At 30.7% G+C, this 26,470-nt stretch carries 21 protein-coding genes; 10 read left to right on the top strand and 11 right to left on the bottom strand.

Annotation, left to right across the window (positions count from 1 at the left end; all coding sequences use genetic code 11):
• Window positions 1-73: 73 nt before the first annotated feature.
• From AC23MC_RS13795 to AC23MC_RS13760, 8 genes are all read right to left on the bottom strand, one after another.
• Window positions 74-2,911: an N-6 DNA methylase gene (locus AC23MC_RS13795; protein WP_487568926.1), complete on the bottom strand. Its 2,838-nt coding sequence runs from the start codon at window positions 2,909-2,911 to the stop codon at window positions 74-76.
• A 129-nt stretch (window positions 2,912-3,040) separates the two neighbouring features.
• The gene (locus AC23MC_RS13790) at window positions 3,041-5,149 is read right to left on the bottom strand and encodes a DUF262 domain-containing protein (protein ID WP_487568927.1); all 2,109 of its coding nucleotides are present in this window, start codon (window positions 5,147-5,149) and stop codon (window positions 3,041-3,043) included.
• A 2-nt stretch (window positions 5,150-5,151) separates the two neighbouring features.
• A complete protein-coding gene (locus tag AC23MC_RS13785) occupies window positions 5,152-6,987 on the bottom strand; it encodes a DUF262 domain-containing protein (protein ID WP_487568928.1) in 1,836 nt (611 codons plus the stop codon).
• A gap of 322 nt (window positions 6,988-7,309) precedes the next feature.
• Window positions 7,310-9,463: a VapE domain-containing protein gene (locus AC23MC_RS13780; protein WP_487568929.1), complete on the bottom strand. Its 2,154-nt coding sequence runs from the start codon at window positions 9,461-9,463 to the stop codon at window positions 7,310-7,312.
• Window positions 9,464-9,508: 45 nt separating this feature from the next.
• Complete coding sequence (locus tag AC23MC_RS13775; RefSeq protein ID WP_487568930.1) at window positions 9,509-9,961, bottom strand: hypothetical protein; 453 nt, start codon at window positions 9,959-9,961, stop codon at window positions 9,509-9,511.
• A gap of 70 nt (window positions 9,962-10,031) precedes the next feature.
• Window positions 10,032-10,319: a helix-turn-helix domain-containing protein gene (locus tag AC23MC_RS13770; protein WP_487568931.1), complete on the bottom strand. Its 288-nt coding sequence runs from the start codon at window positions 10,317-10,319 to the stop codon at window positions 10,032-10,034.
• Between the two features lie 56 nt (window positions 10,320-10,375).
• Window positions 10,376-11,422 carry a hypothetical protein gene (locus AC23MC_RS13765; RefSeq protein ID WP_487568932.1) on the bottom strand — a complete coding sequence of 349 codons (1,047 nt, stop codon included), beginning with the start codon at window positions 11,420-11,422 and terminating at the stop codon, window positions 10,376-10,378.
• Window positions 11,423-11,425: 3 nt separating this feature from the next.
• The gene (locus AC23MC_RS13760; RefSeq protein WP_487568933.1) at window positions 11,426-12,682 is read right to left on the bottom strand and encodes a tyrosine-type recombinase/integrase; all 1,257 of its coding nucleotides are present in this window, start codon (window positions 12,680-12,682) and stop codon (window positions 11,426-11,428) included.
• Window positions 12,683-13,159: 477 nt separating this feature from the next.
• On the opposite strand from AC23MC_RS13760, the gene AC23MC_RS13755 reads away from it, so the two are divergent.
• Entirely contained in the window at window positions 13,160-15,904 is a 2,745-nt protein-coding gene (locus AC23MC_RS13755) for a CHAT domain-containing protein (protein WP_487568934.1), read from the top strand.
• Window positions 15,905-15,907: 3 nt separating this feature from the next.
• Here AC23MC_RS13755 and AC23MC_RS13750 read toward each other — a convergent pair whose 3' ends face one another.
• The 3 genes from AC23MC_RS13750 to AC23MC_RS13740 are packed head-to-tail and all read right to left on the bottom strand — an operon-like array spanning window position 15,908 to window position 17,829.
• Window positions 15,908-16,519, bottom strand: coding sequence for a hypothetical protein (locus AC23MC_RS13750; RefSeq protein WP_487568935.1), 612 nt, complete (start codon window positions 16,517-16,519; stop codon window positions 15,908-15,910).
• 53 nt (window positions 16,520-16,572) lie between these two features.
• Complete coding sequence (locus AC23MC_RS13745; protein ID WP_487568936.1) at window positions 16,573-17,286, bottom strand: tetratricopeptide repeat protein; 714 nt, start codon at window positions 17,284-17,286, stop codon at window positions 16,573-16,575.
• Between the two features lie 6 nt (window positions 17,287-17,292).
• On the bottom strand, window positions 17,293-17,829 hold the full coding sequence (locus AC23MC_RS13740) for an RNA polymerase sigma factor (protein ID WP_487568937.1): 537 nt from the start codon (window positions 17,827-17,829) through the stop codon (window positions 17,293-17,295).
• A 125-nt stretch (window positions 17,830-17,954) separates the two neighbouring features.
• On the opposite strand from AC23MC_RS13740, the gene AC23MC_RS13735 reads away from it, so the two are divergent.
• The 9 genes from AC23MC_RS13735 (at window position 17,955) to AC23MC_RS13695 (ending at window position 26,430) form a co-directional block, all read left to right on the top strand.
• Window positions 17,955-19,265, top strand: a complete 1,311-nt coding sequence (locus AC23MC_RS13735) for an OmpA family protein (RefSeq protein ID WP_487568938.1) — start codon at window positions 17,955-17,957, stop codon at window positions 19,263-19,265.
• A 2-nt stretch (window positions 19,266-19,267) separates the two neighbouring features.
• A complete protein-coding gene (locus AC23MC_RS13730; protein WP_487568939.1) occupies window positions 19,268-19,906 on the top strand; it encodes a hypothetical protein in 639 nt (212 codons plus the stop codon).
• A 1-nt stretch (window position 19,907) separates the two neighbouring features.
• Window positions 19,908-21,131 (top strand): hypothetical protein, encoded by a 1,224-nt coding sequence (locus AC23MC_RS13725; protein ID WP_487570648.1) that lies wholly within the window; start codon window positions 19,908-19,910, stop codon window positions 21,129-21,131.
• A gap of 12 nt (window positions 21,132-21,143) precedes the next feature.
• Window positions 21,144-21,884, top strand: coding sequence for a hypothetical protein (locus tag AC23MC_RS13720; RefSeq protein ID WP_487568941.1), 741 nt, complete (start codon window positions 21,144-21,146; stop codon window positions 21,882-21,884).
• A gap of 2 nt (window positions 21,885-21,886) precedes the next feature.
• Window positions 21,887-22,504, top strand: a complete 618-nt coding sequence (locus AC23MC_RS13715; RefSeq protein WP_487568942.1) for a hypothetical protein — start codon at window positions 21,887-21,889, stop codon at window positions 22,502-22,504.
• A gap of 6 nt (window positions 22,505-22,510) precedes the next feature.
• The gene (locus tag AC23MC_RS13710) at window positions 22,511-22,900 is read left to right on the top strand and encodes a hypothetical protein (protein ID WP_487568943.1); all 390 of its coding nucleotides are present in this window, start codon (window positions 22,511-22,513) and stop codon (window positions 22,898-22,900) included.
• A 10-nt stretch (window positions 22,901-22,910) separates the two neighbouring features.
• Entirely contained in the window at window positions 22,911-23,399 is a 489-nt protein-coding gene (locus AC23MC_RS13705; protein WP_487568944.1) for a hypothetical protein, read from the top strand.
• A 91-nt stretch (window positions 23,400-23,490) separates the two neighbouring features.
• Complete coding sequence (locus AC23MC_RS13700) at window positions 23,491-25,644, top strand: T9SS type A sorting domain-containing protein (RefSeq protein ID WP_487568945.1); 2,154 nt, start codon at window positions 23,491-23,493, stop codon at window positions 25,642-25,644.
• Between the two features lie 165 nt (window positions 25,645-25,809).
• Window positions 25,810-26,430 (top strand): response regulator, encoded by a 621-nt coding sequence (locus AC23MC_RS13695; RefSeq protein WP_487568946.1) that lies wholly within the window; start codon window positions 25,810-25,812, stop codon window positions 26,428-26,430.
• Window positions 26,431-26,470: the final 40 nt, after the last annotated feature.

The following is a 26,470-nucleotide window of genomic DNA, read 5'->3' as shown; positions in this document are numbered from 1 at the left end:
TTTACCAAATAGTTGGTAATGTACTTTTGAAAACCTCTCTCGGATGTATCTGTGAATATCATGCTAAATTTTATTAAGTAGATAAAAATAATTCATCAACCATATTTTCAATTTCATTAACCGTAATTGAATTTGCATCAATCTGTCCTGAAATAAATTTCCAGACTAAGAAGTCATATAAATTATTTTCAATGTAATTACTTTGAAGAACAATTTTTCTCCCTAAAATTTTTTGTATTACAAGAAGTTTATTTTCTAAATATGAATCAATAGCAGTAAGAATATCTGCAATTTTATTTTGGATATTCATTGGTGGTAAAATTGAATACATTCTTTTGAAATCTGTATATCGAAGACTCAATTGATCATCACATAAACCATAAGAAAATCTTTTCGAATAATTTACATAATAACTACATCTTAATTGGTAATGAAAAAATTTAGAATTAATCTTAATTTTGGGAGCAATTACAACATAAGCAGGACTTACAATACCTGCATGATTACTAACACCAACTGCTCCTTGCCACATTCTCATTTTATTGTAAACTAAATCATTCGGCAAAACATATTTATACTTTGATTTATCACTATTTGACGTATCATTTTTATCAACTTCTGATTGTTTAATAACTCCATTTGTTATTGTAACTGATAAAAGCTCGGCATCAATTTTATTTCTTTCAATTCTTTCCTTGAATATAGCTATGTTTGGCACTAATTCCCAACCTTCGGGTAATTTTTTAAAATAATTTGAATCTAAATTGACTTTAAATTTATTGTATTCTTTGAAATTTAATGATACATTATTTACTGTTGGTGGTTCATACTTATGAAAATATCTAGTAAAGGAAATTTCGTAACCTTTTACAGTTTTTTCTTTATCTATCCATGCATCTGGTATGTGTTGTAAAACTTCTCTTTTAAAGAATTCTTCAATATTTTGATCTAAAGGAACATTTTCAGAATCTCTTAAGTCACTATCGGCTTCATAAATAATAGTGCCGTCTTTTTCTTTTTTCTTAATTACCGGTTGTGCGTCTTCGTTTTTACAAGTAATGGCATCAAGCAATGCTTTTAAAGCTTTGGCATCGATATCCAACTTCAGTTCTTTTATCGTTTTGTTGAGCAAAGGCAAGAAGGTATTATAATCGTCGTATTGTTTGGTTCCTAACTTGTCTGCCAATTTATGAGCCGCTTCCATCAGATTTTTTTGTTTTTTCCAATGTGCTGTGCTTAATAAGTTTATTTTATCTGCTGGTTTTAATTTGGCTTCGGTTTTGTTGAAATGTACTGTTATTTTGTCTTTGAAATCTGTTATTTTTTGATATACTTCTTCTCCAAACTGCTCATAAGCCCATTTCATTTCTTCGAAGATGGCTTTGTCGAATCGTAAACTTTCAATCGCTTCTTTAGTGAACTGAGCTGAAAGTCGTAATGGTCTTTCTACTGTTATTTTATTATACCCGAAATATTCGTTATCATAGATTTTTGAAATTTCATTTGGTTCAAAATCCATATATAATTTTTCCACAATATCGATATGTGATGCTTTCATTTCGCAGTTTTTCTGCCCTAAGTTTTTACGCATTTTTTCATTCAAGTCCATTGCATTTATAAGTTGAACTTTGCCTTTGCGCTTTGTTTCCTTTTTATTTGATAAGATCAAAATATAAGTTGGTATACCTGTATTATAGAAAATATTAGTAGGCAATGATATTACACATTCTAACCAATCATTTTCAATTAAATATTTGCGAATTTCGCTAGAGCCACCACCTGCATCACCTGTAAACAAAGCTGTTCCACTATGAACAGTTGCGATTCTGCTTCCCAACTCAGTGTTGTGCTTCATTTTATTTACCATATTCATAAGAAATAAAAGTTGTCCATCATCAATTGATGGTAGCCCTACTTGAAAGCGAGGATCTTTTATGACTTCTTTTCCTTTTTTACCTCTATCCGACACAATAGCATCTTCGTCGATTTTCCAAGTTTTACCATAAGGAGGATTGGAAAGCATAAAATCGAAATGTAATTCTGGAAAACCATCTTTGGAAAGTGTTGAACCGTAGGCTATGTTTTCTGATTTTTCACCCTTGATTAACATATCACTGGTACAAATTGCATAGGTTTCTGGATTTACTTCTTGTCCATAAAGCATAAAGTCTGCTTTGTTTTTGGTAATTTCCATAGCATAATGCTCGGCTTCGGTTAACATACCACCGCTACCACAAGCTGGGTCGTAAATAAGGTATGTACCTTGCTTGATTTTATCTTTGACCGGTGTGAATATGATATGTGTCATCAGTTTAATGATTTCACGTGGTGTGAAGTGTTCACCCGCTTCTTCATTATTCTCCTCGTTGAATTTTCTAATAAGCTCTTCGAAAACATAGCCCATTCCTAAATTTGTAAGAGGTGGTAATGTTTCACCTTTAGAGTTTTTAGCTTCGTTTGGACCTATATTGATTTCTTTGTTGCACAGTTTTTCAATTAAAAGATAAGTTACACCTGCCTCTTTCATGGTTTCCAACTGATTGCGCAGCTTGAACTTACTGATGATTTCCTGAATATTAGGGCTGAAACCATCTAAATATACTTCTAAGTTTGAGTCAATATTGTTTGAGTCGTTAAGTAAAGTTTCAAAAGTAAAATTAGATATATTCCAAAACGGATATCCTGATTGACTTTCTAAAGCTTTTTTGTCGTCTATATTGTTTTCAATCAAAAACTTATTGGCTTGTAATACTTTATCTTTTGTAGGAACTAATAGTACGTCTAATCTTCTTAAAACTGTAAAAGGTAGAATGATGTCGCGATATTTTCCTCTTACGAAAACGTCTCTCAGAACATCATCGGCAATACTCCAGATGAAACTAACAATTTGATTGTGTACTTTATGGTTCATTTACTTTTTAATTTTTGAAATTTTTGAAATTGCAATTTAGCAATAATAATAAGATTTTTTCCTTATTTTGCTTTGTTTTATTCTTTAATCTTCTCTGTGATATTAACTCCAGCTTTTAATTTCTACCTGCTATTTTTTTGCCCAATCTATGATTTTAACGAATGGATTTTTTTTATTACCAATTCCAATTATCTCAACGTCAAGTGTATTGTTTTTATTGATGCCTAAATTGTAACGAAACTGTTGGTTATAAACTTGGAAAATAGGATTATGATTAGGGAAATATTGACAACCATCTATACCTTTTGTAAATAGTGATTTATATCCAGGTTCTTTTGTTAACCATCCAAAATTAATATTGCCGTTTTTGAAGAATGAATTGAAATTTCCGTTATAGATTCTTTTGTTGATTATGTAATAAATGTATAACTGAGTTTTTACATTTCTTATTTCCTCAAAATTTGCAAGGCTTAATTCTGTTTCTTTAATAAACTGTTTTTGAATCATTTCAATATACTCCTGAAGCGATTTAGTAGCTGAAACTTTTGAATATTTTTTAGCAAATAAAACTATTGCAGGATGCTTTTCATAATTTGGTGCTGCATCTAATCTGGAATAGTCTGTTTGATAATACAATTCTGTATTGATTAAATCACCCCAAACTTCTATGAAATCATTTTGTGATATTATGCAGTACGCATCATAAATGTTTTTTAATACTTTAAAATCGAAATGTTCTACATCAACACTAGTGAATTTGAAATTGTTTAAATCCGTTACTGTATCTCCTATTGTGCTGTAAATAAAATTTGATATGTTTCCTTCTATCAAAGGATTATCTTCTATTTGATGAATTAATTCTTTTTGATTTGGATGTCTTGTAATCAGTTTTGATTTAAATATTTCCTCATCTCTTTGGTCATTGTCGAAACCAATTATTTTTTTTGTATCAGTGAGTTTATCTAAATATTCGTATACATTTCCTGAACCAACTAATAATTCAATAGTAGGAATCATTTTTGACCATTCACGAGCTGATTTGTCTTTTGTGTTTTGAACTAAATTTCTAACAACCGTTTGATAATCTTTTAGTTCTTTTTCATCATTGCCATTGAATAAAAAGAAAATAGACGCATAAAGAATGAATAGTTCAATAGTTTCTCCTTTAGCTCTGGTTATTTCCGTTAAAATATCAGCTAAAGTTGAATTGTCTTTCCATAATAAGTTGTCTTTATTATATTCTCTTATTTTCGGAATAGTATCTAATGCATAAATTAAAAATTTTAGATTTTCTTCTTTTAAATAGATCTCACGAAGTTCTTTCAAATTTAAAAATTCATTTTTATCCTTTCTTTCTCTGGAGTCTGCTTGTTTGTAATAGAGCATTTCCGTTATGAATCGTAAGAAATTCATAAATGGTATGTCTGTTACATAAACATCCTTTTCTCTGTAATTCCAAAGATTTTCTACCCAAGCATATTCAATTTTATCTTTTACTTGCTCTAATAATTCATGATTGTAATTGATAATTTTGAAAAACTCTGATTTAAAGTTTTCGAAGTCGGTTAACATTTTACCTCTTGCATTCATTCGGATATACAAGTTTTCCGTTAATCCGAATCTATCCAAATCTGTAAAGTAAAAGGATATTATAGATGATTGAGGATTGAATAATTTATCAAACAAATCATTTTTAGATTCTGTCAATGTAGTATTTTCAGAAAATGAATTTAGTACTTGTACCATTCCAGCAATTGTAGGATCATTTTTCCAAGAATCACTAAACCATTGTGAATTTTCTATTTCATATTTCAAATTGGAAATATTTTCTACTTCTTCCATTTGAAGCAGCTTATCACAAAAATCATGTGCAGAAGGTCTTGTTTCATAAGCAAATCTTTTTAGAATTTTACTTACTTCATTTAAACGTTTCTCTTTTAAAGCTACAAAAAAGTGAAGCAAAAATAGTGTTGTTAATCTTTGTTGCCCATCCAAAGGGATGAATATTTTACGTTTATCATCACCATTTTTTTCTTCTATAATTGAACCATAAACAAAGTCTAACTCAATATTTGAATTGTTAACTAAAGCATTAACTAATACTTCGTTAATGAATTTTTTTCTAATTCTTTTTGCTTCAAAAGTATCTCTCCCTTGTGCGTAATCCCTTTGAATAATTGGAACTTCAATTTTATCGTATTTATTTATTAGCGACCAGAATGTATGTTTGTTTTCCATTATTATGATTCTTTTGTAATGAATGGTTTTAATGTTTCTTGAATGTTTGTAAAATAATTTTGCTTGTCAGATTTACTCCAATAAAAGGGTTGAATATCTTTTTCACTGTAGTATTTTAGAAACGCATTTCGGGTTGTTAGAGGGATGTATTTACCTTCTTTTTCCATTTGAATTATTTTATTTCGCTTTACTGGAAAAATGGAATTATTTAATGCCGAATTGTCTGATTTTGCTAATAAAGCTAGATTATCTAATACGTGTACTGACTCTGATTCGAATAAGCGTGTTACTCTAATTCTTAAATCATTAAAGTCATTATAATTTATTGTATCACCATTTATCATTTTTTTTATTTCATCTCTCAAAGCATCATCAATTTTCACCACATTTTGAACTGAGACTTCTTTTTCATCACTATCAAATATTTTAGATTCTGTTTCTATTTCATGAATATTTTCAATAGCTTTTAATGTATCTGACAACCATTGCTTAATAGCTTTTAATTCCTTGATTTCTTTTGATTGTTGAGCGTGAATGTGTTCAATACTCCAACCTTTTTCATTTTTGATTTTCTTGTAAAGATTGAAAGGAAATACATTTTTTTGTGCTGAATTCAAATTATCGGTTGCGATAATGTTGTGCAATAGGAAAACCTTATGCAGGTCCATTTTATTTTTCTCGTAATCTAAATTATCGAGTTTTACATTTTTTATTGATTCTACAATCTGTTCAAATACCCATTCTTGAAATATGTCTTTTTTTACATTGGAATTGGATATAATATTTTTCAGAACGTTAAAATTATTATCTTGAATAGCCAATAAATATCCTATGTGATGATATAATTTTGAATTGTTGTACCAATAAAACAAACGATTAAAATAATCTTTTGTTTTCGTCCAAAGTTTATCCGCATTCTTTTTTTCCACTAACTCATTTTCAGCACGAATTTGTTTTTCAAACCATAAGTAAGTAGAATATTTTTGTTTGCTATCATCTGCAATAAGATTAAAAATTAACTCAATTGCTGATGAAGTTTGTTCTATAGAATTATTGTTTAAAAAATACCAAAACTCTTCATTTCTTAAAGTGGTTTCTATTTGATGCCATTCATTCGATATTTCTGCTTGACGCATTAATGCTTCTCTCTCTGACAAACCAACTTTTATTTTAGAAAGTAATAATGCTCTAATTAATTCAGCATCAGTCAAAGGGATTTTTCCAATATTAAGCCTGTTAAAAATGTCAATTTTTGTGTTCTCAATTGTATTGTCACCTTCTTCTTCTTCAAGTTTTTCTAATTCATTGATTTGATACCAAATAACTTGAACATCTTTAGTTAATCTTGCTACAAAACTAAAAACATATCCCATGTCGTTTTTAGTTTTATTTTCAAACCATTCTTTTACACACTTATAAGCTTCACTCATAAAATGAAAATCTGGGTTTGAATGATTATAAGTTTCGTGATTTAGATTTTCTAGAAAATCATTACTAAGTGTTCTTTCGCCAAATAGTATGTTATATCTGGAAATTCCCAGAAACTTAAAAATGATATATAAAGTTGTCAATCTTTGTTGACCATCAATTACTTCCCAAATTCTTAAACCATCTTTATCCAAATTAGGAACAACTACAATGGGCTGTAAACAGTAAAATTCTTCTTTTGAATCAATAAAATTGTGAATATCATCCAGTAGTGCTTTTACATTTTCAATTTCCCATCTGTATCCTCTTTGGTAATAAGGAATAAGATAATGTTCCACTCGGAGTTTTCTTTCTGGAGTATTTTCATTTAAGATTAATTTGCTTACTGGTAAAGTAATTATTTGGTTCATTATGTTTTTTATTTTTTTTGAATGTGTAGAAAACAAATTTAAGTAAAGGTTTTTATTTAAACTTACGGAAATCCATAATGCGGTAATTAATTATAAAAATAAAATAACCTACCCATCTTACCCAACCTTCAAAAACAAAAGCCTAATACACGATTTATGCAAATTACCCAACTTACCTAAGTTACCCAATTAAAAAATATTTGTAGGTAAGAATTGGTAAGTTGGGTAATGAGATTTATATGAAGTTACCTTTATAAATATCAATGTTTTTAATGAATTCAGTAGAGCAGGTAAGATAGGTAAGTAAAACGGGTATGAAAGTCTAATTAATTTGCTTTTTTGCAACCCAATAACCATAAACTTGATGTTTTTTGTCTCTTTTGAATCCAATTGCTTTAAGTGCTTTACCAATAACAATGGTTGAGAGTCTAATACCAATAGTATAGGTGTTTATATAAAGAAGAACTTCAGTAGGAGTCAAAAATTCGGCTTCGTCTTTATTCTTAGGGAGAGTAAAATATTTTTGTATCAAATCTTTTTCGGGAGAAACAATTTGAAACTTGTCATTTCGTAATTCATTTAGTTGAATATCTTGAGCAGTCAAAGTTTCATCAAAATTAACGTCATTGGATAAGGCAAAGGCTTGTGACCATAGATTATCGATGTTAAATTTATCTCGATATTGCCAATTAATTTTTTTCACTACAAAACATAGCCAACGTACAGAGCCTGTTTCATCTTGCAAAAAAGTTGACATATTGGTTGAACCAATGAAGCTGGCCACTCTGGGTAGAATAGAATTCTTTTTATCGTAAGGCAATCTTTCATTAATATGTGTTTTACTGAAATATGATTTTAATTGATTGATTTCTTTTCTTGATAATGCGGCAAGTTCATCTAGGTTTATCAAAAAGTTTTTGCAAAGTAGTATTCTGGCATCTTTATCATCGCTCATATCCTCTGCAATGTAATTAGACAATTTTGGTGGACATAGAAACCTACACCAAGAGCTTTTGCCAATATTTTGACCATTACCGTCATCAGTTAAAACAAAAACCTGTTTGTTGAAGTATCCATCTAATAAAGCACACTTTACAGCCCTAACACACCATTTTTTAAAATGATAATCGAATTGCTCTCTTGATTCATCTCTTTCCAACTCAACATAATTTGCAAACATTTTTATGTAATCAGTCTTTTTATCCCATTGGGGTAAATTTTCAAAGTAATTTGCAATTGGGTTGTATTCGGGTACAAAATCACTTTTTAAAATAGAAACTAAGGAATTAATTGAAATTTTCATGTTTTTCTTTTGAAGTTCCAACCATAGACTGTTTTCGTTACATGAAAACCATTCGTTTTTATCTTTTTGGCTTATTTCAATTTCGATAGAAATTTTATTAAACCTTAAATCATAATGTTTTAAAAGATAATCCTCAACTACATGAAAAATAGTAGTAACCGACTCAATTGATGAATTGGATTCATTTTCAATGTTTTTTGTAAGACTGTGATCGATTAGTAATTGAAAATCATTTTGGGAATTTTCAAGAAAATAGTCGGCTATATCGTTATATGCATTAGGTAAGTGTAAAACTTTAATCTGAGGAAACTGGTTTATAATATTATTTGATCCCATTTCACCACCTTTGTCATTGTCATAACAGATGAAAAGATTTTTGCAAATTTTTTCCAATCTTAGAATTTGTTCTGGTGTGGGGATTTGTGTTTCGCTTCGGAATGATATGGCATTAAAACCTCTTGATATGGCAACCAATGCATCTTTTTTACCGGCACAAATTATAAGGTTCTCCACTTTTGCAGGGAGTTGTTGCAAACCAAAAATGTCATTTTGCAATAGTCCATTGCAAAAGAATTTTTGCTTGGTTTTTTGCGTTGGAATGTACACTTCATAGTTATTATTTACTTCATAACTAAAGGCGATTTCATCTGCTTTAAAACGGTATTCCCAATTTTTTTCTTTCGATTTACTGAAAAAGCTAAATCTTTCTACTGCTTTAACATTATACTTCATTAACAATTCCTTAGAAACGCCAAGTCGATTCCAAAATTCTAAATGAAAAACATTGAAATCAATATGATTTATAGTTTCTATTTTAAATGGTACTTCTTCAGTAATGACTTCAATTCTTTTTGTTTCCTTTTTTTGAGGTAAATTACTAAATGAAATAATATTCATTTCATTTGCAATAATTTTTAGCACTTCTTGAAATTGTGATTTGCAATTTAAATGGTAAAGCTCTGCAACAAACTTTATGACATCTCCACCTTTCCCGGTTGAAAAGCATTTAAAAGTTCCGTTTTTATAAAGTTTAAAAGATGGATTTTTGTCCTCCGAAAAAGGACTACTGATATTTCCTTTTGGAAATTCATTTAGATTCAAAAATTTAAGAAAAATATTTTCAGGAGATGTTTGACTAAAGATTGTATCTTTGTCTAGATTATGTGTCTTCATAATTTTAAGATTTTATGCCTTTTGTAATTGCCGTTGCAAAAGGCATTATTTTTTTGAGTTAAACGGGTTAATGGCTGGAGGGAGGTAAACAAGATTGTTAGTGAAACTATCAAAATAAGCTCTATATCCATCTGGTCTAGGGATTAAATTTTCCATTAGTTTATAACGGTCTTTTGACAATGCTTTTTTAAGCATTTCGATGTCTTTTTTCGTAGCAGGTTTATTTTCGTCATTTACAAAAATATTTTTTGCTAAAACTTCAATTCCATCAGCAATTAAAGTTCCTAAGACTACATTTTTAACACCGGCAGAACTCATTTTGTCAATTTTAACAGGCTCTGTGGTTTTATTATTTGAAGGAACAGTTGATCCAAGTTTCGGATTTCTGATCTGAAAAGCTCGTGTTCTGCAACTGTTACTGCAGTACTTTTGTTTCTTGCGTCTGTTGGGTTTATATGTTTTCCCGCAATACAGACAGGTATAATGAAATGTTTCCATGTGCGTAAATTTTACGTTAGATTGACGTTAAAAAGGATGATTTCCGGTCAAATAATTACCGAAATAGAATTTAGAACTGATTTCTTTTGGTCAATGACAAGAGTACTTCACTCTTCTTATACCTAATTTTGTTTCCAATTCGATAGGCAGCAAGAATGTCTTTCCGGGTCCAGTCCCATAGTGTGACTAAGGACACAGATAGTAGGTCTGCAGTTTCTTGTCGAGTGAGAAAGATTTCGTCGTTGTTATCAGGAATTTTTATGCCTGATTTTTTAAGTGCATTAACGACATCATTGACGATTTCACTTTTGTAGTGTTGAGCATCAATAGTTTCGATTTGAATGAATTTTTTAATCATATTGCTTATGTTTTTAAATTGAATAAGCAAATTTGATTAAAAGCGATTAGGTAATTTTAATCATTTTTATTCAGTTTTTCTTCTGAATAAACTGAATAAGATATCATTAAATTGTCAAATATTAAAAAAATGTCAGTTTTCCGCTCCTGTTTGTAGGCATTAGAAGTAATGATTCTTGAAAAATTTTCTATTAATTCTTTTTTCATTACATAAGTTCTGTAGGTTTCAGAATCTTTTTTAAACTTGTTTACCAGCTTAGATTTAGACTGTAAATAAAAATAGAGATAACTATAAAAAGCTTTGTTTTTTTCTCCAACATAATGTGAATTAATATGGTTAAAAACATCTTCACCATCATCTGTAAATAGTAAACTAGATAACGAAGGGGGATTTTTGATATTTTTTGATTTGTCATTGTTATGTAGTTCATCTATTTTCGATCTACAAAATTGAATTATTTTTTCTCTTCGATAAAATTCTAACCATATCGGAAGATAATTATCGATAATTTTTGAATTATTTAAGTTTTCCAAAGCTGTAGTTTTAAAATAGTAATGATAGATTTCATCTTCCTCTGAAAAACTTGCTGTGATCCAATCTTTCCACCACTCAGATCCCAAGGTCAGGTATGAAAGAAAATTTTCAGCATGCTCGCTATCTACACTATGGCATTCCTTAAGTAAATTTTTTAAAAAGTCCAATTCTTCTGCCGTGTTTATGCACCCCTTTAGATATAATTCAACTGAGAATTTATCCTTCTCAAAATTTCGATTGTATAAATCTTCAACAATACCTTTAAGATAATCAAATAGCTCATTTTTAAAAAGATCACTATATAAGTAAGGAGTATTATTATAAAATATTTCACAGCCCAAAGTGTAGTCTTCAAATGTAAAATCTGGGAAATATTCATGCCCCCATTCTTGTATTCCATAAAATCCACTTTTAATCATATGTTCTATCATTTCATTAGAAGGGCTATTTAAATCGAAATCATTTAAAAAGTTTTTGAAAATTAAGTTTTCAGGCAAATATTTTTTACATGGGCCGGTAATAAATAGTTGTTTTATTCCTGAATATTTGGGCTTTTCTTTAAAATCCATAATCTAAGTGTTTTTTTCCCAATACTTACTAATTTTTAGCAAGTGTTCTTGTTGAGTTGATTTGATGTATTTTAGGAATTGTTTTTCTGTTTGATGGCCAGTAGCTTTCATAATAGTTGAATTATCAAATCCACTCAAGAATAAATTAGTTGCAAAGGATCTTCTACATATATGCGAAGTAACTAACTCGTGCTTGGGGTAAATTTTAAATTCTTTACGGTTTGTATCTTTATTGATTTTTGCACCATACACCATATCTTTTAGACCTACCTTTTCACAAACTGTTTTTATATACAGATTAAATTTTTGGTCTGAAATTTCTCTCGGAAATTCTCCGTTTCTTTTATTTAAAACCTCTTGAAACTGCGGGTGTATAGGAATGTATAAATTTTGATTTGTTTTCTGTGTAGTAATATTAATCATGTTATTAATTACATTTTCTTTTCCTATTCTTAAAAAGTCAGAAACTCGTAATCCGGTTCGCAAACCGATGATAAACAAGTCTCTTGCATTATCTAAAGACTCTGAATCACTAAAATCATGTTTTGCAATCTTGTTTATTTCCTCTTCATTCAAATAAATATCTTTTGTTTCATTAGATGGTGCATTAAAATCTCGGTGTTTGTATTTTGGGTTGATTGGCAAACCATCCATTTCAATATTGCCACAAAATGTTTTTATACGAGTAATCAAAGAACCAATCGAATTATTATTCAATTTTTCTATACTTGAACAGTAATGAACAAAATCCCGATGAAAGTTCAAGTCAATATCTTCAAATCGATATTTTTGATTTTGAACTGCTTCAAATGCCTTTAATTTATTGAGCGTGGTTGTGTAGTTTTTAACAGTCCTTTCCGTTATTGGTTTTCCGTTGTAAATTCTTTTATGTGCATTTTTTACAAAAAGTTCTACCCAATCGACAAAATAAACTTTGTGATTATTATTTTCAGTAACCCTACCAAAAAAGTTTTCCACAGTCTCCTTTAACCATTTTGGTGAGATATATTTTTTTGAGTTATATTCCAAATTATATTTATCAATTACGTATCTTTCGATTTGTTCTAATTGATGGTTTATAAAATCTTTATTGGTAGTTGTGGCTTTAGGTTTTAGTCGTTGCTTTGAAGAAGACCAATCGTCAGGTGATACACTAATTCCAGTTTTAGTTTTTTGGTCGATTCGTTTACTATCCCAAAAACGCACATGGATACTTGTGTATTTACTTTTGCCTTCTACTGTGAAAAACTTCAAATTCATATTATAAATTTTGCCGAATATTTGCCGAAAAGTAGTTAATTTATTCGAATTTGACCTAATTTATCCTAATTATTTTTTGTGTTAAAATTCTTCTTATGGCTTAAATACAGGGGTTTACGGGGGTTTTTAGGACTATTTTTGTTTTTGAAAAATTAGGATTTGCGACTTCCACTCCGGGTACAAAACCTCTCAGAAATGGGAGGTTTTTTTGTTTTAGAAAATTTCTTTAAAATGTTTACTTACTCATTAATTTTACACTAATAATAATGTTCTTCAAAATGTAGAATATGCAACATTAATAATTCTAAAAAATTAATTATTTTTATTCTAAACTTATTCACGATTAAACAGATTCATGTAAACTAAATTATCCTAACAATGAGGTGTCTATTTCTAATTCTACTGATAGTATTATGTAATTGTTCGAAAAAAGAGCAAAAGCAATTAAAAAGTGATGTAAGCATTGATGCCAAATCAATGATACAGTCTTCAAATGTAAATGTATTTGAAGAGGAATTAGTAAAAAATAGAATTACAACAATAAGTGACATTGAGAAATTCATTTCTTCAACATTAAACAATCAAGATTTAGAATGGGACTATATTGCTACATTTTCTGAAGGTGTTTTAACCTCAAAAGAGTGGAAAAAAATAACAAAAGAAACCCAAGCTAAAGTGTATGTAAACTACGGCAAAGCATTACTAAATATAAAAGAGATTCAAAAAGCTACTTTTATTTTTGAGAAGGCCAATGCAGAATACACAGAAGAATTAAAGAAGATTCCTCAAGAATATTTAATCGCTAATTTAGATTTGGCTTATTGTTATAACATACTTCACAAAACAGATATTAGCAATAATTATACTGAAAAAGCCTTGTTAATCGCTGAAAAATATAAGCATGTTATAAATCCAAGTGATTATTTGACGGTATATAATAATTTGATGGGAGACCAAAAAAACATTAATAAATTACCGGACTTGTTCGAAAAATATAAACAAGCCAAAATAAACTATTTTGATACAGTTACATTTTTAAATAAAAATGACGAAGATTTTAAAGAAATCGTTTTTAAAAGATTTGAAATTAAAACCTTGTTTATTAAAAATGATACAGCCAATGCCTACAAAAAGTTGAAAGAGTTTATTGCTTGGAAACCAAAGCACGGCGAAGTAGATAAAAATAATTTTATGCTTTCCACTTTTGCAACCTTTATCGATAAATTTGATTTCGATTATAAAGAGTACAATAAATCACTTGCGTTAGCAAATGATTTTTATGATTTAGCCATTAAACAAAACGATTTTCCAAATTATCATATGTTGGCTTTGTCGAAATTGGCCCGCTCAAATCAAAATCTTGAGCAATATGAAAAAAGCAATTATTATTTTTCATTAATTGAAAAAAAAGTTCCTCAAAAAAGTACAAGTGTTGATTTTTATTCGCTTAAAATGATGAAGGCTATAAATTTATCCGAATTAAAAAGGAATAAAGAGGTAGTTACGCTTTTGGATTCAATTTTTCCATTGCTGTCAGAGAACTTTTTAAACAAAAAAATAAAAACAGAAAATCTTTATAAAGAGGATTTTAAAGATTTAAATTCCGGAGTATTTATAAATAACTTCGCTACAGCATCTAATCTGTATTTTGCTGCTTATAAGGACAATAAAAATATAAAGTTATTAGAAAAAGCGGAATCGTTGGCACTTTCAGCTGCTAAAATGTTTCAGTTGTTTTATGAGCACGAAGGTTATGATTATTACATAACAAATTATTCTAATAAAATTGCAGAAGCTCTTTTAAATATTGCCATAGAGAAATATCCTAAGCAATCCTTAAAACAAAGGGAATACATAGAAATAATTGAGAAAAATGCATCGCAACAATTATTTAATCAATTTCAACAACAAGTCATTCAAAATAATCCCAAAATAAAGTCGCTTTTTGATGAACGTGCAAAATTATCCATCAAAAAAGAAGTGCTGGAAAATGAATTGGTTTTTGTTTCAGATTCTGAAAAAACCGATCAAATTAAAATTCTTGAATCAAATCTAAATGATATTGAAAAGCAAATTAAAATTGCTTTGAAAAATTTCTCGTCAATTAAAGAAGATTTTTCTATCCAAAATATTCAAGATGAAATTAATGTAAATGAATGCGTTTTGAAATTCTACACAACAAATAATTATGTTTATAGGTTGCTTATTGAAAAAACTAAAATTTCAATTGTTAAAGTAGAATCATTAGAAAAAACCGAAAAATTAGTGAAGCAATACCTTGACGTTGTAAAAAAGCCTAATCAGAATCATACGCCAATTGCACAAGAACTTTACAAATTGTTTTGTCAAAACATTCAGTTTGAAAGAATAAATATTATACCTCAAAATTTTATTAATTACCTTCCGTTTGAAACATTAGTAAACCCAAAAGGCGAAAGTCTTATTGATGAAAGTGCCATTAGTTATAATTTTTCTCTGCCACTGTGGTATGCGAGTAGAATTTATGAATTAAAAAATGCTAATCAAAAAACTTTGTGTTTGGCGGCTGATTATACCAATTCAAAAAGAGGAACGTTACCAATTATTCATTCTAAGAACGAAGTGAATCAAATAGCTGAGTTAACAGACGGTGATAAAAATAGTGAAACTACAAAAAAATTCTTTTTAGAAAATGCTAATAATTACACCATTTATCATTTGGCATTGCATGCTAATTTAGATGATGCCAATTTTGAACAATCAAATTTATTGTTTACAGACGATGAACCGCTTTATTTTAAAGATTTTTATAAATTAAGTTTACCCGTAGATTTAGTAGTGTTGAGTGCTTGTAATACCGGAACAGGTACGATAGTGAATGGTGAGGGAATTATGAGTTTGTCCAGAGCTTTAACTTTTTCGGGAACAAGAAGTGCTGTGGTAAGCCTCTGGCAAGTGCCAGACAAAGAAACCTCAGAAATTATGATTTCTTTTTATGAAAATTTAAAAGATGGTCAATCTAAAGATGAAGCGTTAGCCAATGCCAAACGTGATTTTATAGAAAACAATCCAATGAAAAATCACCCGTTTTATTGGGCTGGATTTGTAGTAAATGGGGATGTTTCGCCCATTGTAAACAATTATTTTTGGTGGAAATTTTTGGGAGTAATTGGTATAATTTTCTTGCTAGTTTTGCTGTTTTTTAAATGGAAATCGAACAATACAAAATTGGAAGCAAAGTAAATTTTAATTCATCAAAAGGTGAAGGTTTTTTTTAGCAACACTGTCAAAAGTTTCTTGATCGATGGCACCTTCTAACAGTTCAATTTCTTTATCAATAATATCAATTGTTAACTTCAATTGTTTTTTATAATCTGCCTTATCTTCTTTAATCTCTTCAATTTTTTTATTTTTAAAATCTGTACGCATCATTTTAATATCAAAAACTAAATTTTCTTTAATGATATTGAATTGCTCAATACTCGTGGGTTGAAGTATTTCAACTAAAAGTTGTGAACGCAATGTCTCTGAAAAAAAAGGTGGCATATCAAGCTCTAAAAATTGATCTCTTTTTCGGTTGGGTAACGTGTCTACAGTTTCTGCAATTAAATCACATCTTTTCTTTAACCATTCTAATTCTTCTTTACCGGCTTGAAGAATTTTTACAGTAGTCTCTTCATCTGCTTTTTGTTCTTGTACATCAGTAAAATAAAGCCCAAGTACAATGCCTACAAAAGTTCCGACAAGGGAAATAATATACCCAAAAGTATCCGGATATTTTTCTCGAAAATTTTTAGTCCAATTTAAAAATAATAAAATGGGTAAAAAACAAATTAGAATGATAAAGGTAATACTCATATAGCTCTACATTTTTTACAACAAAATAAAACAAATCTTTACGGTAAAAAAAATTATTCTAATGCATCTAGCAATTCTTTTGCTTTGGATTGTTGCGGATTTTCTTCTTCAGCTAATTCTTTCAATAGTTGAATCGCCTTTTCTTTCTCATTTAGTTTGAGATATGATAATGCTTTATACCATTTGACAAAAGGGGAAAAGGCATTGTTATCCGATGTTTTAAATTGGTCAAATGTAGCAATAGCTTCATCGTATCGATTCAACTCCATTAACGACATGGCTTGATAAAAAAGAGCATAATCTACCTCTTCATCGGCATAAATTTTTGAAAATAATTCAAGTGATTTTTGATAATTTCCGCTGTCATATTCATAAAATGCATCCGATTTTAGATTGCGGTCGTTGTCGCCGCGAACCGTTGGAGCCACTACATTTGGATACGATTGATAATATTCCTGATACAATTTTTCAGGTGAATCTTGCATAAATTGGAACCACGCCAATCCGCCAAAAAACAACAAAAACACAGCAGCAATAGACCAGAATTGGTAGGTTTTTTTTGGTTGTTTTTTATTTGATTCAAACGATTGTAGCGTTTGTTTAAGCGTTTCTCTTTCGTTTAAAGTGATTGCTTTTTTTACGTTTTTTTGATAGGCAACTTCTTTCGCAAATTCACTGTCATTTTGCAATAAAGATTCAAACACAACTTTTTCTTCTTCAGAAAGTTGCTGCTCAAAATACTTATTTACTAACTCTTCATTTTCCATTCTACTTTACTTTTTTGTTAAGTCTTTCAGTTGCTTCAAACAACGTGATTTTTGACTTTTTAAAACATCTTTATTCGTATAACCCAAAAGAGACTGAATTTCATCTAGTTTTTTTTCTTCATAATAAAAAAGCGTCAACACTTTTTGACATTGCTCTCCCAGTTTTTTCAAACTCTGACGAAGTGAAATAAGTTGAATATTAATTTCATCTTCTGAATAGTCATCATACTCAAATTCAAAATGCTCTATTTCATCACTCGGAATCGTTTTGTTTTTTTTCTTCAATCGTTGAAAAATCATAAATTTTCCAATTCCAAATAAATAGGTAGTCAAACTGCTTTTCAACTCATCAATCTTACCTTTTTTGGCATTTTCAATCAAAGCAATCACAGCATCTTGATAAATATCAATCAATTCCTCTTTATCCAAAGCATAACGGCTGGCAAAAAGTAAAAAACCATTTTTGTTGTCTTCATAAATTTTCCGAATGGTTTTTTCATCACCGCATTTTAACTGATCAATCAAGTTAGGGGCATTTATCATTAGTGCAACTTTTTTGTGAAAGTAAACAAAGCTATATAATTTTTTTTTCTGTTCGCATGTTTACCTTTTTTAATTCTTCACACTAAATGGAAAATGAATGAATGTTAAATTAAAATTTTATACAAATGAAAAAACTTTTAACCGTGTTAGCTTTTATGATTTTTATCCAATTTTCTTTCGCACAAGAAACAACAGTTGGAGAACGCGTAATTAAAAACGCAAAAGACAAAACCTATGGTCGTGGTGAACAAAAAAGTGATGAAACCGTTGACAAAGCTTTAAATAAAGTGGAGGAAGGAATTACAGGTTTGTTCAAGAAAAAAGACAAAAAGAAAAAGAAAGAAGAAACAGAACAGCAAGAAGATAGTTCTGAAGAATCATCCGATGAAAATCAAGAATCCAATCCAAAATCTACTTCATCAAAAAAACCAGTAAAATCAAATTCTAAATTTGACTTTGAAGCAGGTGAAAAAGAATTGTATTTCGACAATTTTGAACGATTAAGTGTTGGTGATTTTCCGGCAGAATTCAATACCAATGCTAGTGGAGAAATAGTGAATGTAGACGGACAATCAGGCAAATGGCTTTCGATGACAAAAAATGGAGCTTTTATTCCGGACAACATTAAAAATCTTCCTGAGAATTTTACACTTGAATTTGAAGTAGGAATCAATGCTGATCCAACCAATAACTATCCTGGTTTTGGATTGAATTTTACAACCGAACAAGATAATTTAATGTTGGAACGTTTTTTTTCAAAAGGAATATCGGTGATTTATTTGCACCCGGGAGCAGCAACGTGCAGCGTTCAAATTATTCCGTCAAGCGGAAGTGAAATCAACAACGAAATTAAAATGCCCCAATGGGATACTTCACAAGATAACAATTTTGTAAAAGTTTCACTTTGGAGACAAAAAGGAAGACTTCGGGTTTATGTAAATGAAGATAAATTGGTTGATATGCCACGGTTTTTTTCAGAAAATAAACCCTATGATTTTGCTTTTTTTAGAAGTTTTTTTAGTGAATGCGAAGTTTATTTAACCAATATTCGCTTTGCCGCTGCAGGTGCTGATACCCGAAATAAACTCATTACTGAAGGTCGATTTGTAACCAACGGAATTCTATTTGACGTAAACAGCGACAACATTAAACCTGAAAGCGGAACTGTGTTAAAAGAAATTGCCACAACGCTTCAAGAAAACCCAACTGTTCGAGTAAAAATCATTGGTCATACCGATAGCGATGGTGCCGATGCTGCCAATTTATCACTTTCACAAAAAAGAGCAGTTGCTGTTAAAACCGCTTTATCCAGTTTTTACGGGATTGAAAGTTCGCGATTAGAAACAGACGGAAAAGGAGAAAGTCAGCCACTTAATAAAAATGCCAATTCGGCTGAAAAAGCACAAAACAGACGAGTAGAATTTATAAAATTATAAAGATGAAAAAATTTTGCTTTTCTATAGTTGTATTGAGTTTAATCTCCTGCAATAAATTGAAAGAAAGTACGCAAGATGCTCTAACCAATTCGATGGAAAAAGCAATTGAAAGTAAAACCGGAACGCAAGTTGATTTGCCTGATGCAGCCGATATGGAAAACAATGGTGCATTTGTTAATTATAAAGTTGCTGATAAAGTTTATTTAAAATCGGATGAAAAGTTACAAGCAACAGCGATTTTTAATAAAGACAACAACGGTTTAGCCATTGCCTTGCAGTTGATTGGTGAAAACGGAAAATCATTTATGATAACAATAAATCACATTCCAGAAAATTTTTCATTGCCATTGACAGGAAATTTTTCACTTAGCAATGAGTACGATGGTGTTAATCCATCCGCCACAATTCTCTTTATGAACACCAATGCAAATGTATTGGACACGTCTGAGATGCCGTTTGAAGGACAAATTACGATTTCTCAACTTTCTTCAAAAAACATCGAGTATACAATAAAAGGAAAAGGAGGTGATGCTTCCGATGTGGAAAGTCCAAGTAATTGGAAGCCTATTTCTGGAGACGGAAAAATCAGTAATCCAATCATTTTGAGTTACGGAATTGATAAAAATAAAATTTTAAAATAATATGAAATTAATTGAAACAATGAGAAAAATTATTACAGTATTACTACTATTTATTGGCTTACAAAATAGTGCACAGTCAATGTCTGATGGAGTTTACAGTACAAATTTTGGAACCATCAATCTCACTTTTGAAGTAGGAAATGAATATCCAAATGGCGGAATGGTTTATGGGGATTATAAAAATAACGGAACCATCACCGGCAGCACAGCCAACAACGGAAAAGAAATCATCGGTACATTTCATAACGGTGCTGCCGAAGGAAAATTTATATTCTTTTCACCCAGCGGAAAACAGCACTTTTTTGATAACGGGATTACCTCTTTTAATGGAAATTGGGGATATGGAACGGATAATAAATACTCTAACAATCCTGATCATAGTTGGAAAGCCACAAGCAAAACAGCCGGAAAAGAGGCAATTAAAAATGTAATAAACGTTTGGAGTGGAAAATGGAACACCACCGATGGCAATCTCATCTTGCAACAAATTGGCAATAAAGTGACCGGAACATACAAAGGAATTGGTACTGTTAACGCTACTTATACTCCTCAAACCAGAAAATTAAAGGGAACATTCTATAATAACAACACCAAGAAAACCGGCCATTTTGAATTTAATTTTGAAGGCAATAGTTTTAAAGGAAAATGGGGCTGGAATACTTCAATGACTGATGGTATTTGGGATGGAACAAAAAATATTAAAAACAATAAAGAATTACCCAAATCAACGACACAAACAAGCTCTTCTACTTCTAATTCAGGAACTACTAAGTATGTGGTGAGTGCAGTTTCAATTGATGCTTCAGAAGGCAAAATTTATGGATTTTTTGGTTGTAAACTTTTTAAAGTTACTGCTTCAGGAAGAGAACAAGTACAAAATTTTGGGAATAAATCGTCTGATTTTTTTAACACAACAGAAAATAACGAAAATAAGCTTCTTTCAAAAAAACAAGCCTTTTCAAACTCACCGGAATTTTACAGAGAATTTGTTCTGAACAATTCAGATTTAAGTAACAATGGTGTTAAATATGAACTTGAAATTTATTCGCACATGAAAGCCAAAAGAACGGGTGCATCTAACTTAAATTTTGGATTTAAGAAAGAAATTTTTCGATTAGACCAAATCAAACTAAACGAACTGATCAACATTAGTTCAAATGTAAGTGGTGCAACAATTTTCGGAACCGGTAACTGTTCATTGTATTTTAAAGTAACAAAATCCTAATTTAAGTTAAACATGAAAACATTGATTTTATCGCTCATAAGTCTTTTTCTACTCGCTTTTACCTGCGAAGGAGACAAGAAAGAAAACAATTCGTCCATGGAAACAGAACTCAATCAAGTCATAGAAGAGAACGTACTAATCGCAGAAGATTTCAAAGGAAAACTTGACGAATTGCTAACCCTTGAAATGGCTGCCGAAACAAGTGGTTATCCCTCTTCGGAAGCCAAAAAAAGTCCGGATTCTGAAATCGAAAAAAAGTATAACAAAATCTCTATTTCTTACTCTTGGGATAAAACAAATCGAACCCAACAAATTGAAATGATGGGGCGAAAAATGGATGTTCCGGTAAATGATGAGGTAACGTTGAGTTGGGTGGAAAATAGCACTTTGGACGGATTCAAAAAGAAGTACCACAATCTAACCGAAGCCGAAATCGAAGCTTCCAATCAAGGCATCAACGAAAAAACGACAGAAATGAATTCAGAAGGTAAAGCCACCCAAGAACAAACCGACATGGCCAAGTCAATAGCCAAAAATGCCATGAAAAATTTTAGTGTAGAAGAAGTGTCCAATGTGGGCGATTATGCTGTTTTTGTGAATCAAAAATTTGCCGGAGTTCCCACGCGAGAGTTAAAAGTTTTCTATAAAGGTTTGTCTTTTTCACTTTTAGTTAACCTGTCAGAGGACGCATCCTATAACGATAAAAAAGCCATCGCTTTAGCACAAAAAATTATTAATCAAAAATTAAAATAAACATGAAAACAATTCAATTGTCAATACTACTTTTAGTAGTTTCTATTTCAACTTCTTTTGCTCAATCGTTACCTCAATTGGTAAAGTATGATTTCAAATTCGATTGGTTTGCGGCACACACGGTCAATCAAAATATAAATGTTGGTACTGAAAGTGTACACGGAATTGGTTGGTGTCGTTTGTTTGTGAAAAATAAAACGACAGGAAACGAAGATCAAATTCAACCTACCGGATTCAAATATATTGGGAACTACGGACGAGTTTTTGAAGTGCCAAGAAACAGTGGAATGAAAGTGAGCAACGGAAACATCAAATCATTAATGAATACTAAAGTTCGCTTTCAATTTGAACCGGCAAAATACGGTTATAAAACATTGAAAGAACTTGAGGACAATGCTTACTTCAAAATTGTGTATGAATTAAAAGTATATAAACCGGTGAATGATGAAATTGTAGGCAAACAAGAAGCAATTGTGTTTTTAAAAGATGCTAAAGTTCCTCCTGTTACTTTGGAACAGGTGAAAAGAACAAATAACATTCCTACTCGACCCGGCTATATGCGATTTAATAAAGCAAAATATAACCTTGGAATTGTTTACAGTATTGTTCCGGTAAATTAGCTAGAAATGAGATACCTTATATTTTTCCTTTTACTAGGATTAACAACGCAAGCTCAAATTAAGTTTTGGAATACCGATCCTGTCTCTAATATGCCAAAATTTGAAGTAGTTTGGAATGAAAAAACGACTATTTTTAGTAAAGTTGGTGGAGATGTGAAGCCATTGTATGTGTTCAACAAAACAGCTCAACAAACTTTCAATGGCGATGGAAGAACCAAATATCAAATGACTGTAACAAGTACTGATAATGTAGCAAAACGAACTTTTCAAATAAGTTATACACACCATCGTCAAACCAATAATTATTTAGGCTATATCAAAGCAACCTACGTGTATCATGATAAAAGACCTACGAAGGTGTTTGAAGAATATTTTGAAACAGTAAAAAACCCATAAAATAGCAACAATGAAAAAACGAATACTTACAGCAATTATATGCTGTTTTACCTCAATTTCTTTTGCACAATTAGTGCAAGGCGAACTAAAAGTAAAAGAACAATCCAAATTAGAGTTAACCGTTCAAAGCAATAAAGCAGTTAACTTATATGCCGATTTTAGAGAAAATAAATACCCAATTCAATTTGCGTTTACAGGAAATTCTATTCCTATTAACAGCGACAAAAAAGTGGTAGTGCAATTTGTGTTTACCACTATTGTAAAGAAGGATGGAAAAGTGGTAGGCACCACCAAACGAAATCCTATTCCGTTTTTCCCGGGCGATATGTTCATGCCGGTCGAAACGTTTGATTTTATCTCGATTCTTTCCAATCTACAAAATAATTCAGAGGACAATATTTCTGAAATTCCAAAAGGAAATTATGAAATTTTACTTGAAGCGAAACCGATTAATATGAAAGGCGAAATTGCTTCGGCACGACTGTTTTTTAAAATATAATTCTCCTAAATTCGCTTATTTTTAAGTGGATTTTTTTTGATGTTTACTTTTTCAAAGATGTAACACTAACAAGAAATTTAAAACCACGATGATGAAAAAAATTACTTTATTACTACTATTTTGGGGCTGTTCATTTTCTGCTCAAAATATAAATTTTACCGATTTTTCTTTTAAAACAGTTTTGCTTACAGCGAACGCACAGAATCAATCAACTATTGCTAAAGATTTAAATGGAAATCCAACTTCTGTAGACACCAATGGTGATGGTGAAATTCAAGTTTCGGAAGCAATGAATATTTCCTATTTTAATGCTACGGGTCTATTTTCTAACATTCAAAATATTGAAGGAATCGAGTATTTTCAAAATCTTAAAACATTAATTGTAATTGGTCAACAATTAACTTCGGTTGATTTGTCAAACAATGTTTTACTGGAACAACTGTATCTTCATACCAATTCTATAGCTATTTTAGACGTTTCAAATCTATCTAATTTAATTGAATTGTCTGTAGATAATAATCCATTAACAACTATAAATTTTAATGCGAATAATGACTTGTTAAGAATTTATTGCTCTTATACTTTACTCAACGATTTGAATTTAATACAGTGCCCTAATTTAATGGAGTTGAATTGTGTTGAAACACTCTTAACTACAATCGAATTGTTTGGCACAAAAGTAACCACATTAACTACAGGCGGCGATCAGCTCGAAACTATTTTTGCTAAAAACGGGCTGCCTTCAAACATTGATATTTTTCCAAGTCCTAATTTAAGGTATTTGTGTATTGATGAAAACGAACTATCACCAACGACCTTACTTACGCTTCAAAATTTACATCCCAATTGTGTGATTAACACCTATTGTAGTTTCGTGCCGGGAGGAACGTATTATACGATTGAGGGAAATGTCAAATTAGATACAAACACGGATGGGTGTGATGCAGGCGATGTAAATCTTCCCAATCTTAGATTTGATGTTTTCAATGGTTCAACAACGGGTTCATTTTACAGTAAAGTCGGTGGCAACTTTTTGATTCCGGTGCAATCGGGTTCTTATACTGTTTCGCCAGTTTTGGAAAACCCAAGTTATTTTACATTTCAACCCACAATTTTTACAGCAGATTTTCCGGAAAATGCCAGTCCACTTAATCAATCAATTTGTTTAACGCCAAACGGAATTCACAAAGATTTAGAAATTGTGTATATGCGTTTGCCAAGAAGTATCGGCACGCCCGGAATTCCAGGCTATGATGTGCGATACAAAATCATTTATAAAAACAAAGGAAATCAAATTCAATCCGGCCAAGTTACGCTGAATTATCAAGATGAGGTGATGAATTTAATAGTGGCAAATCCAATTCAAACTTCTGTCGCAAACGGAACAATTTCTTGGGATTTTAGTAATTTTCTTCCGGGAGAAACACGAACAATTTTGGTTACATTTCTTTTGAATTCACCACAGGATACGCCGCCACTTGATGCAAATGATCAATTGAATTTTGATGCAGAAATAAATGATAGTTTGGGAATTGATGATAATAATGACGATAATTTTTTCAATTTATCAGAAACAGTTCAGTCTTCAATGGATCCAAATGATATTGCTTGTTTAGAAGGTGATAGTGTTGGTCCAAACCAAATTGGAAAATACGTTCATTACCTTATACAATTTGAAAATATTGGCACCGCCGAAGCAATCAATGTAGTGATAAAAAACACGATTGACGCAACCAAATTTGATGTCAATTCATTAATACCCTTAGACAGTAATTATAACGTTGAAACCCGAAGAAAAAATAACGACTACGAATTTATTTTCGAAAACATTAATCTTCCTTTTGCGGATGAAAATAATGATGGGTATTTAGTTTATAAAATAAAGTTGCGAAACAATCTTGTGGTAGGAAATACATTCACTAATCAAGCAAATATCTATTTTGATTTTAACTTCCCAATCGAAACCAATATAGCTTCTACTACTATTGAAACGCTCGCTGTAGATGATTTTAGTTTAGATAATTTGACTTTTTCTCCCAATCCAACATCCGGAAATATTGATATAAGCGGAATAAATAATTTGAAATTTTCTATCGAAATTTATGATTTGACTGGTAAACTTATGGTGAAGGAAAAACAAAAATCTCAAATTGATTTAAGTGCGTTTCAAAACGGAATTTATTTCATGAAAATACAAAACAATCATACCCATACTTCAGTTGTAAAGAAAATTATCAAGCACTAATTTACTTTAAATAAATTATTTTTCATCTACTTTCAAATTTGGAAATTTAGTTAGTAGTTTATCCCCTTTCGTTCAGTGGTTTGCGGAAGGGGATTTTTTCTACGCTCATTTACGTATTTCAAAAAAGTTTTACTATTTTTAATATTGCATAGTAATTCTTTACTTATGAAAAAACGAATCGGTATAGTGGAAGACGACCGCGATTTGCGAGAAGCATTGGGTATGATGATTCAATTCACGGATCAGTATGAATTAGCCGGAAGTTTCGAAAACGCCGAATTGGCTTTAAAAGAATTACCCGCTTTGGATGTGGATGCCGTTTTGATGGATATTAATTTACCCGGAGAAAGCGGAATTATTTGTGTCAATAAACTGAAGACTTCGTGTCCGCTAGTATTTGTTTTGATGTGCACTTCCTTTGAAGATGATGATAAAATTTTCCAAAGTTTGGAAGCAGGAGCAAGTGGTTATATTCTTAAAACTGAAGGACCGGCAAAAATTATCGGAGCATTAGATGAATTGTTTGAAGGCGGAAGTCCGATGAGTAGCAGCATTGCTCGTAAAGTGGTGGCGAGTTTTTCCAAAATGGAATCGCAAAATAAATTAACCGAAACCCTAACAACCAGAGAAAACGAAATTCTGAATTTGTTGGCCAAAGGGCAAATGAACAAAGAAGTGGCTCATCAATTAGAAATTAGTAACGGAACGGTTCGAAAACACATTCAAAACATTTATGAAAAATTACATGTCAATGTATATCTTCAAACTAAATTGGACTTTTGCTAATAGAGTATTTCGTTAATAATTCAAAGATAAATGATTTTTT

The sequence above is a fragment of the Flavobacterium sp. T50_26 genome, assembly GCF_057652995.1.
This window is presented reverse-complemented; position numbering and strand designations above follow the sequence as displayed.

Excerpts from the sequence above, each read along its gene's own strand:
- AC23MC_RS13745 (WP_487568936.1), bottom strand. The coding sequence starts at position 17,286 with ATGGAAAATGAAGAGTTAGTAAATAAGTATTTTGAGCAGCAACTTTCT.
- AC23MC_RS13765 (WP_487568932.1), bottom strand. The coding sequence starts at position 11,422 with ATGGATTTTAAAGAAAAGCCCAAATATTCAGGAATAAAACAACTATTT.
- AC23MC_RS13720 (WP_487568941.1), top strand. The coding sequence starts at position 21,144 with ATGAAAACATTGATTTTATCGCTCATAAGTCTTTTTCTACTCGCTTTT.
- AC23MC_RS13770 (WP_487568931.1), bottom strand. The coding sequence starts at position 10,319 with ATGATTAAAAAATTCATTCAAATCGAAACTATTGATGCTCAACACTAC.
- AC23MC_RS13715 (WP_487568942.1), top strand. The coding sequence starts at position 21,887 with ATGAAAACAATTCAATTGTCAATACTACTTTTAGTAGTTTCTATTTCA.
- AC23MC_RS13775 (WP_487568930.1), bottom strand. The coding sequence starts at position 9,961 with ATGGAAACATTTCATTATACCTGTCTGTATTGCGGGAAAACATATAAA.
- AC23MC_RS13700 (WP_487568945.1), top strand. The coding sequence starts at position 23,491 with ATGAAAAAAATTACTTTATTACTACTATTTTGGGGCTGTTCATTTTCT.
- AC23MC_RS13730 (WP_487568939.1), top strand. The coding sequence starts at position 19,268 with ATGAAAAAATTTTGCTTTTCTATAGTTGTATTGAGTTTAATCTCCTGC.
- AC23MC_RS13705 (WP_487568944.1), top strand. The coding sequence starts at position 22,911 with ATGAAAAAACGAATACTTACAGCAATTATATGCTGTTTTACCTCAATT.
- AC23MC_RS13755 (WP_487568934.1), top strand. The coding sequence starts at position 13,160 with ATGATACAGTCTTCAAATGTAAATGTATTTGAAGAGGAATTAGTAAAA.
- AC23MC_RS13725 (WP_487570648.1), top strand. The coding sequence starts at position 19,908 with ATGAAATTAATTGAAACAATGAGAAAAATTATTACAGTATTACTACTA.
- AC23MC_RS13735 (WP_487568938.1), top strand. The coding sequence starts at position 17,955 with ATGAAAAAACTTTTAACCGTGTTAGCTTTTATGATTTTTATCCAATTT.
- AC23MC_RS13790 (WP_487568927.1), bottom strand. The coding sequence starts at position 5,149 with ATGGAAAACAAACATACATTCTGGTCGCTAATAAATAAATACGATAAA.
- AC23MC_RS13760 (WP_487568933.1), bottom strand. The coding sequence starts at position 12,682 with ATGAATTTGAAGTTTTTCACAGTAGAAGGCAAAAGTAAATACACAAGT.
- AC23MC_RS13695 (WP_487568946.1), top strand. The coding sequence starts at position 25,810 with ATGAAAAAACGAATCGGTATAGTGGAAGACGACCGCGATTTGCGAGAA.
- AC23MC_RS13740 (WP_487568937.1), bottom strand. The coding sequence starts at position 17,829 with ATGATAAATGCCCCTAACTTGATTGATCAGTTAAAATGCGGTGATGAA.
- AC23MC_RS13780 (WP_487568929.1), bottom strand. The coding sequence starts at position 9,463 with ATGAAGACACATAATCTAGACAAAGATACAATCTTTAGTCAAACATCT.
- AC23MC_RS13750 (WP_487568935.1), bottom strand. The coding sequence starts at position 16,519 with ATGAGTATTACCTTTATCATTCTAATTTGTTTTTTACCCATTTTATTA.
- AC23MC_RS13795 (WP_487568926.1), bottom strand. The coding sequence starts at position 2,911 with ATGAACCATAAAGTACACAATCAAATTGTTAGTTTCATCTGGAGTATT.
- AC23MC_RS13710 (WP_487568943.1), top strand. The coding sequence starts at position 22,511 with ATGAGATACCTTATATTTTTCCTTTTACTAGGATTAACAACGCAAGCT.
- AC23MC_RS13785 (WP_487568928.1), bottom strand. The coding sequence starts at position 6,987 with ATGAACCAAATAATTACTTTACCAGTAAGCAAATTAATCTTAAATGAA.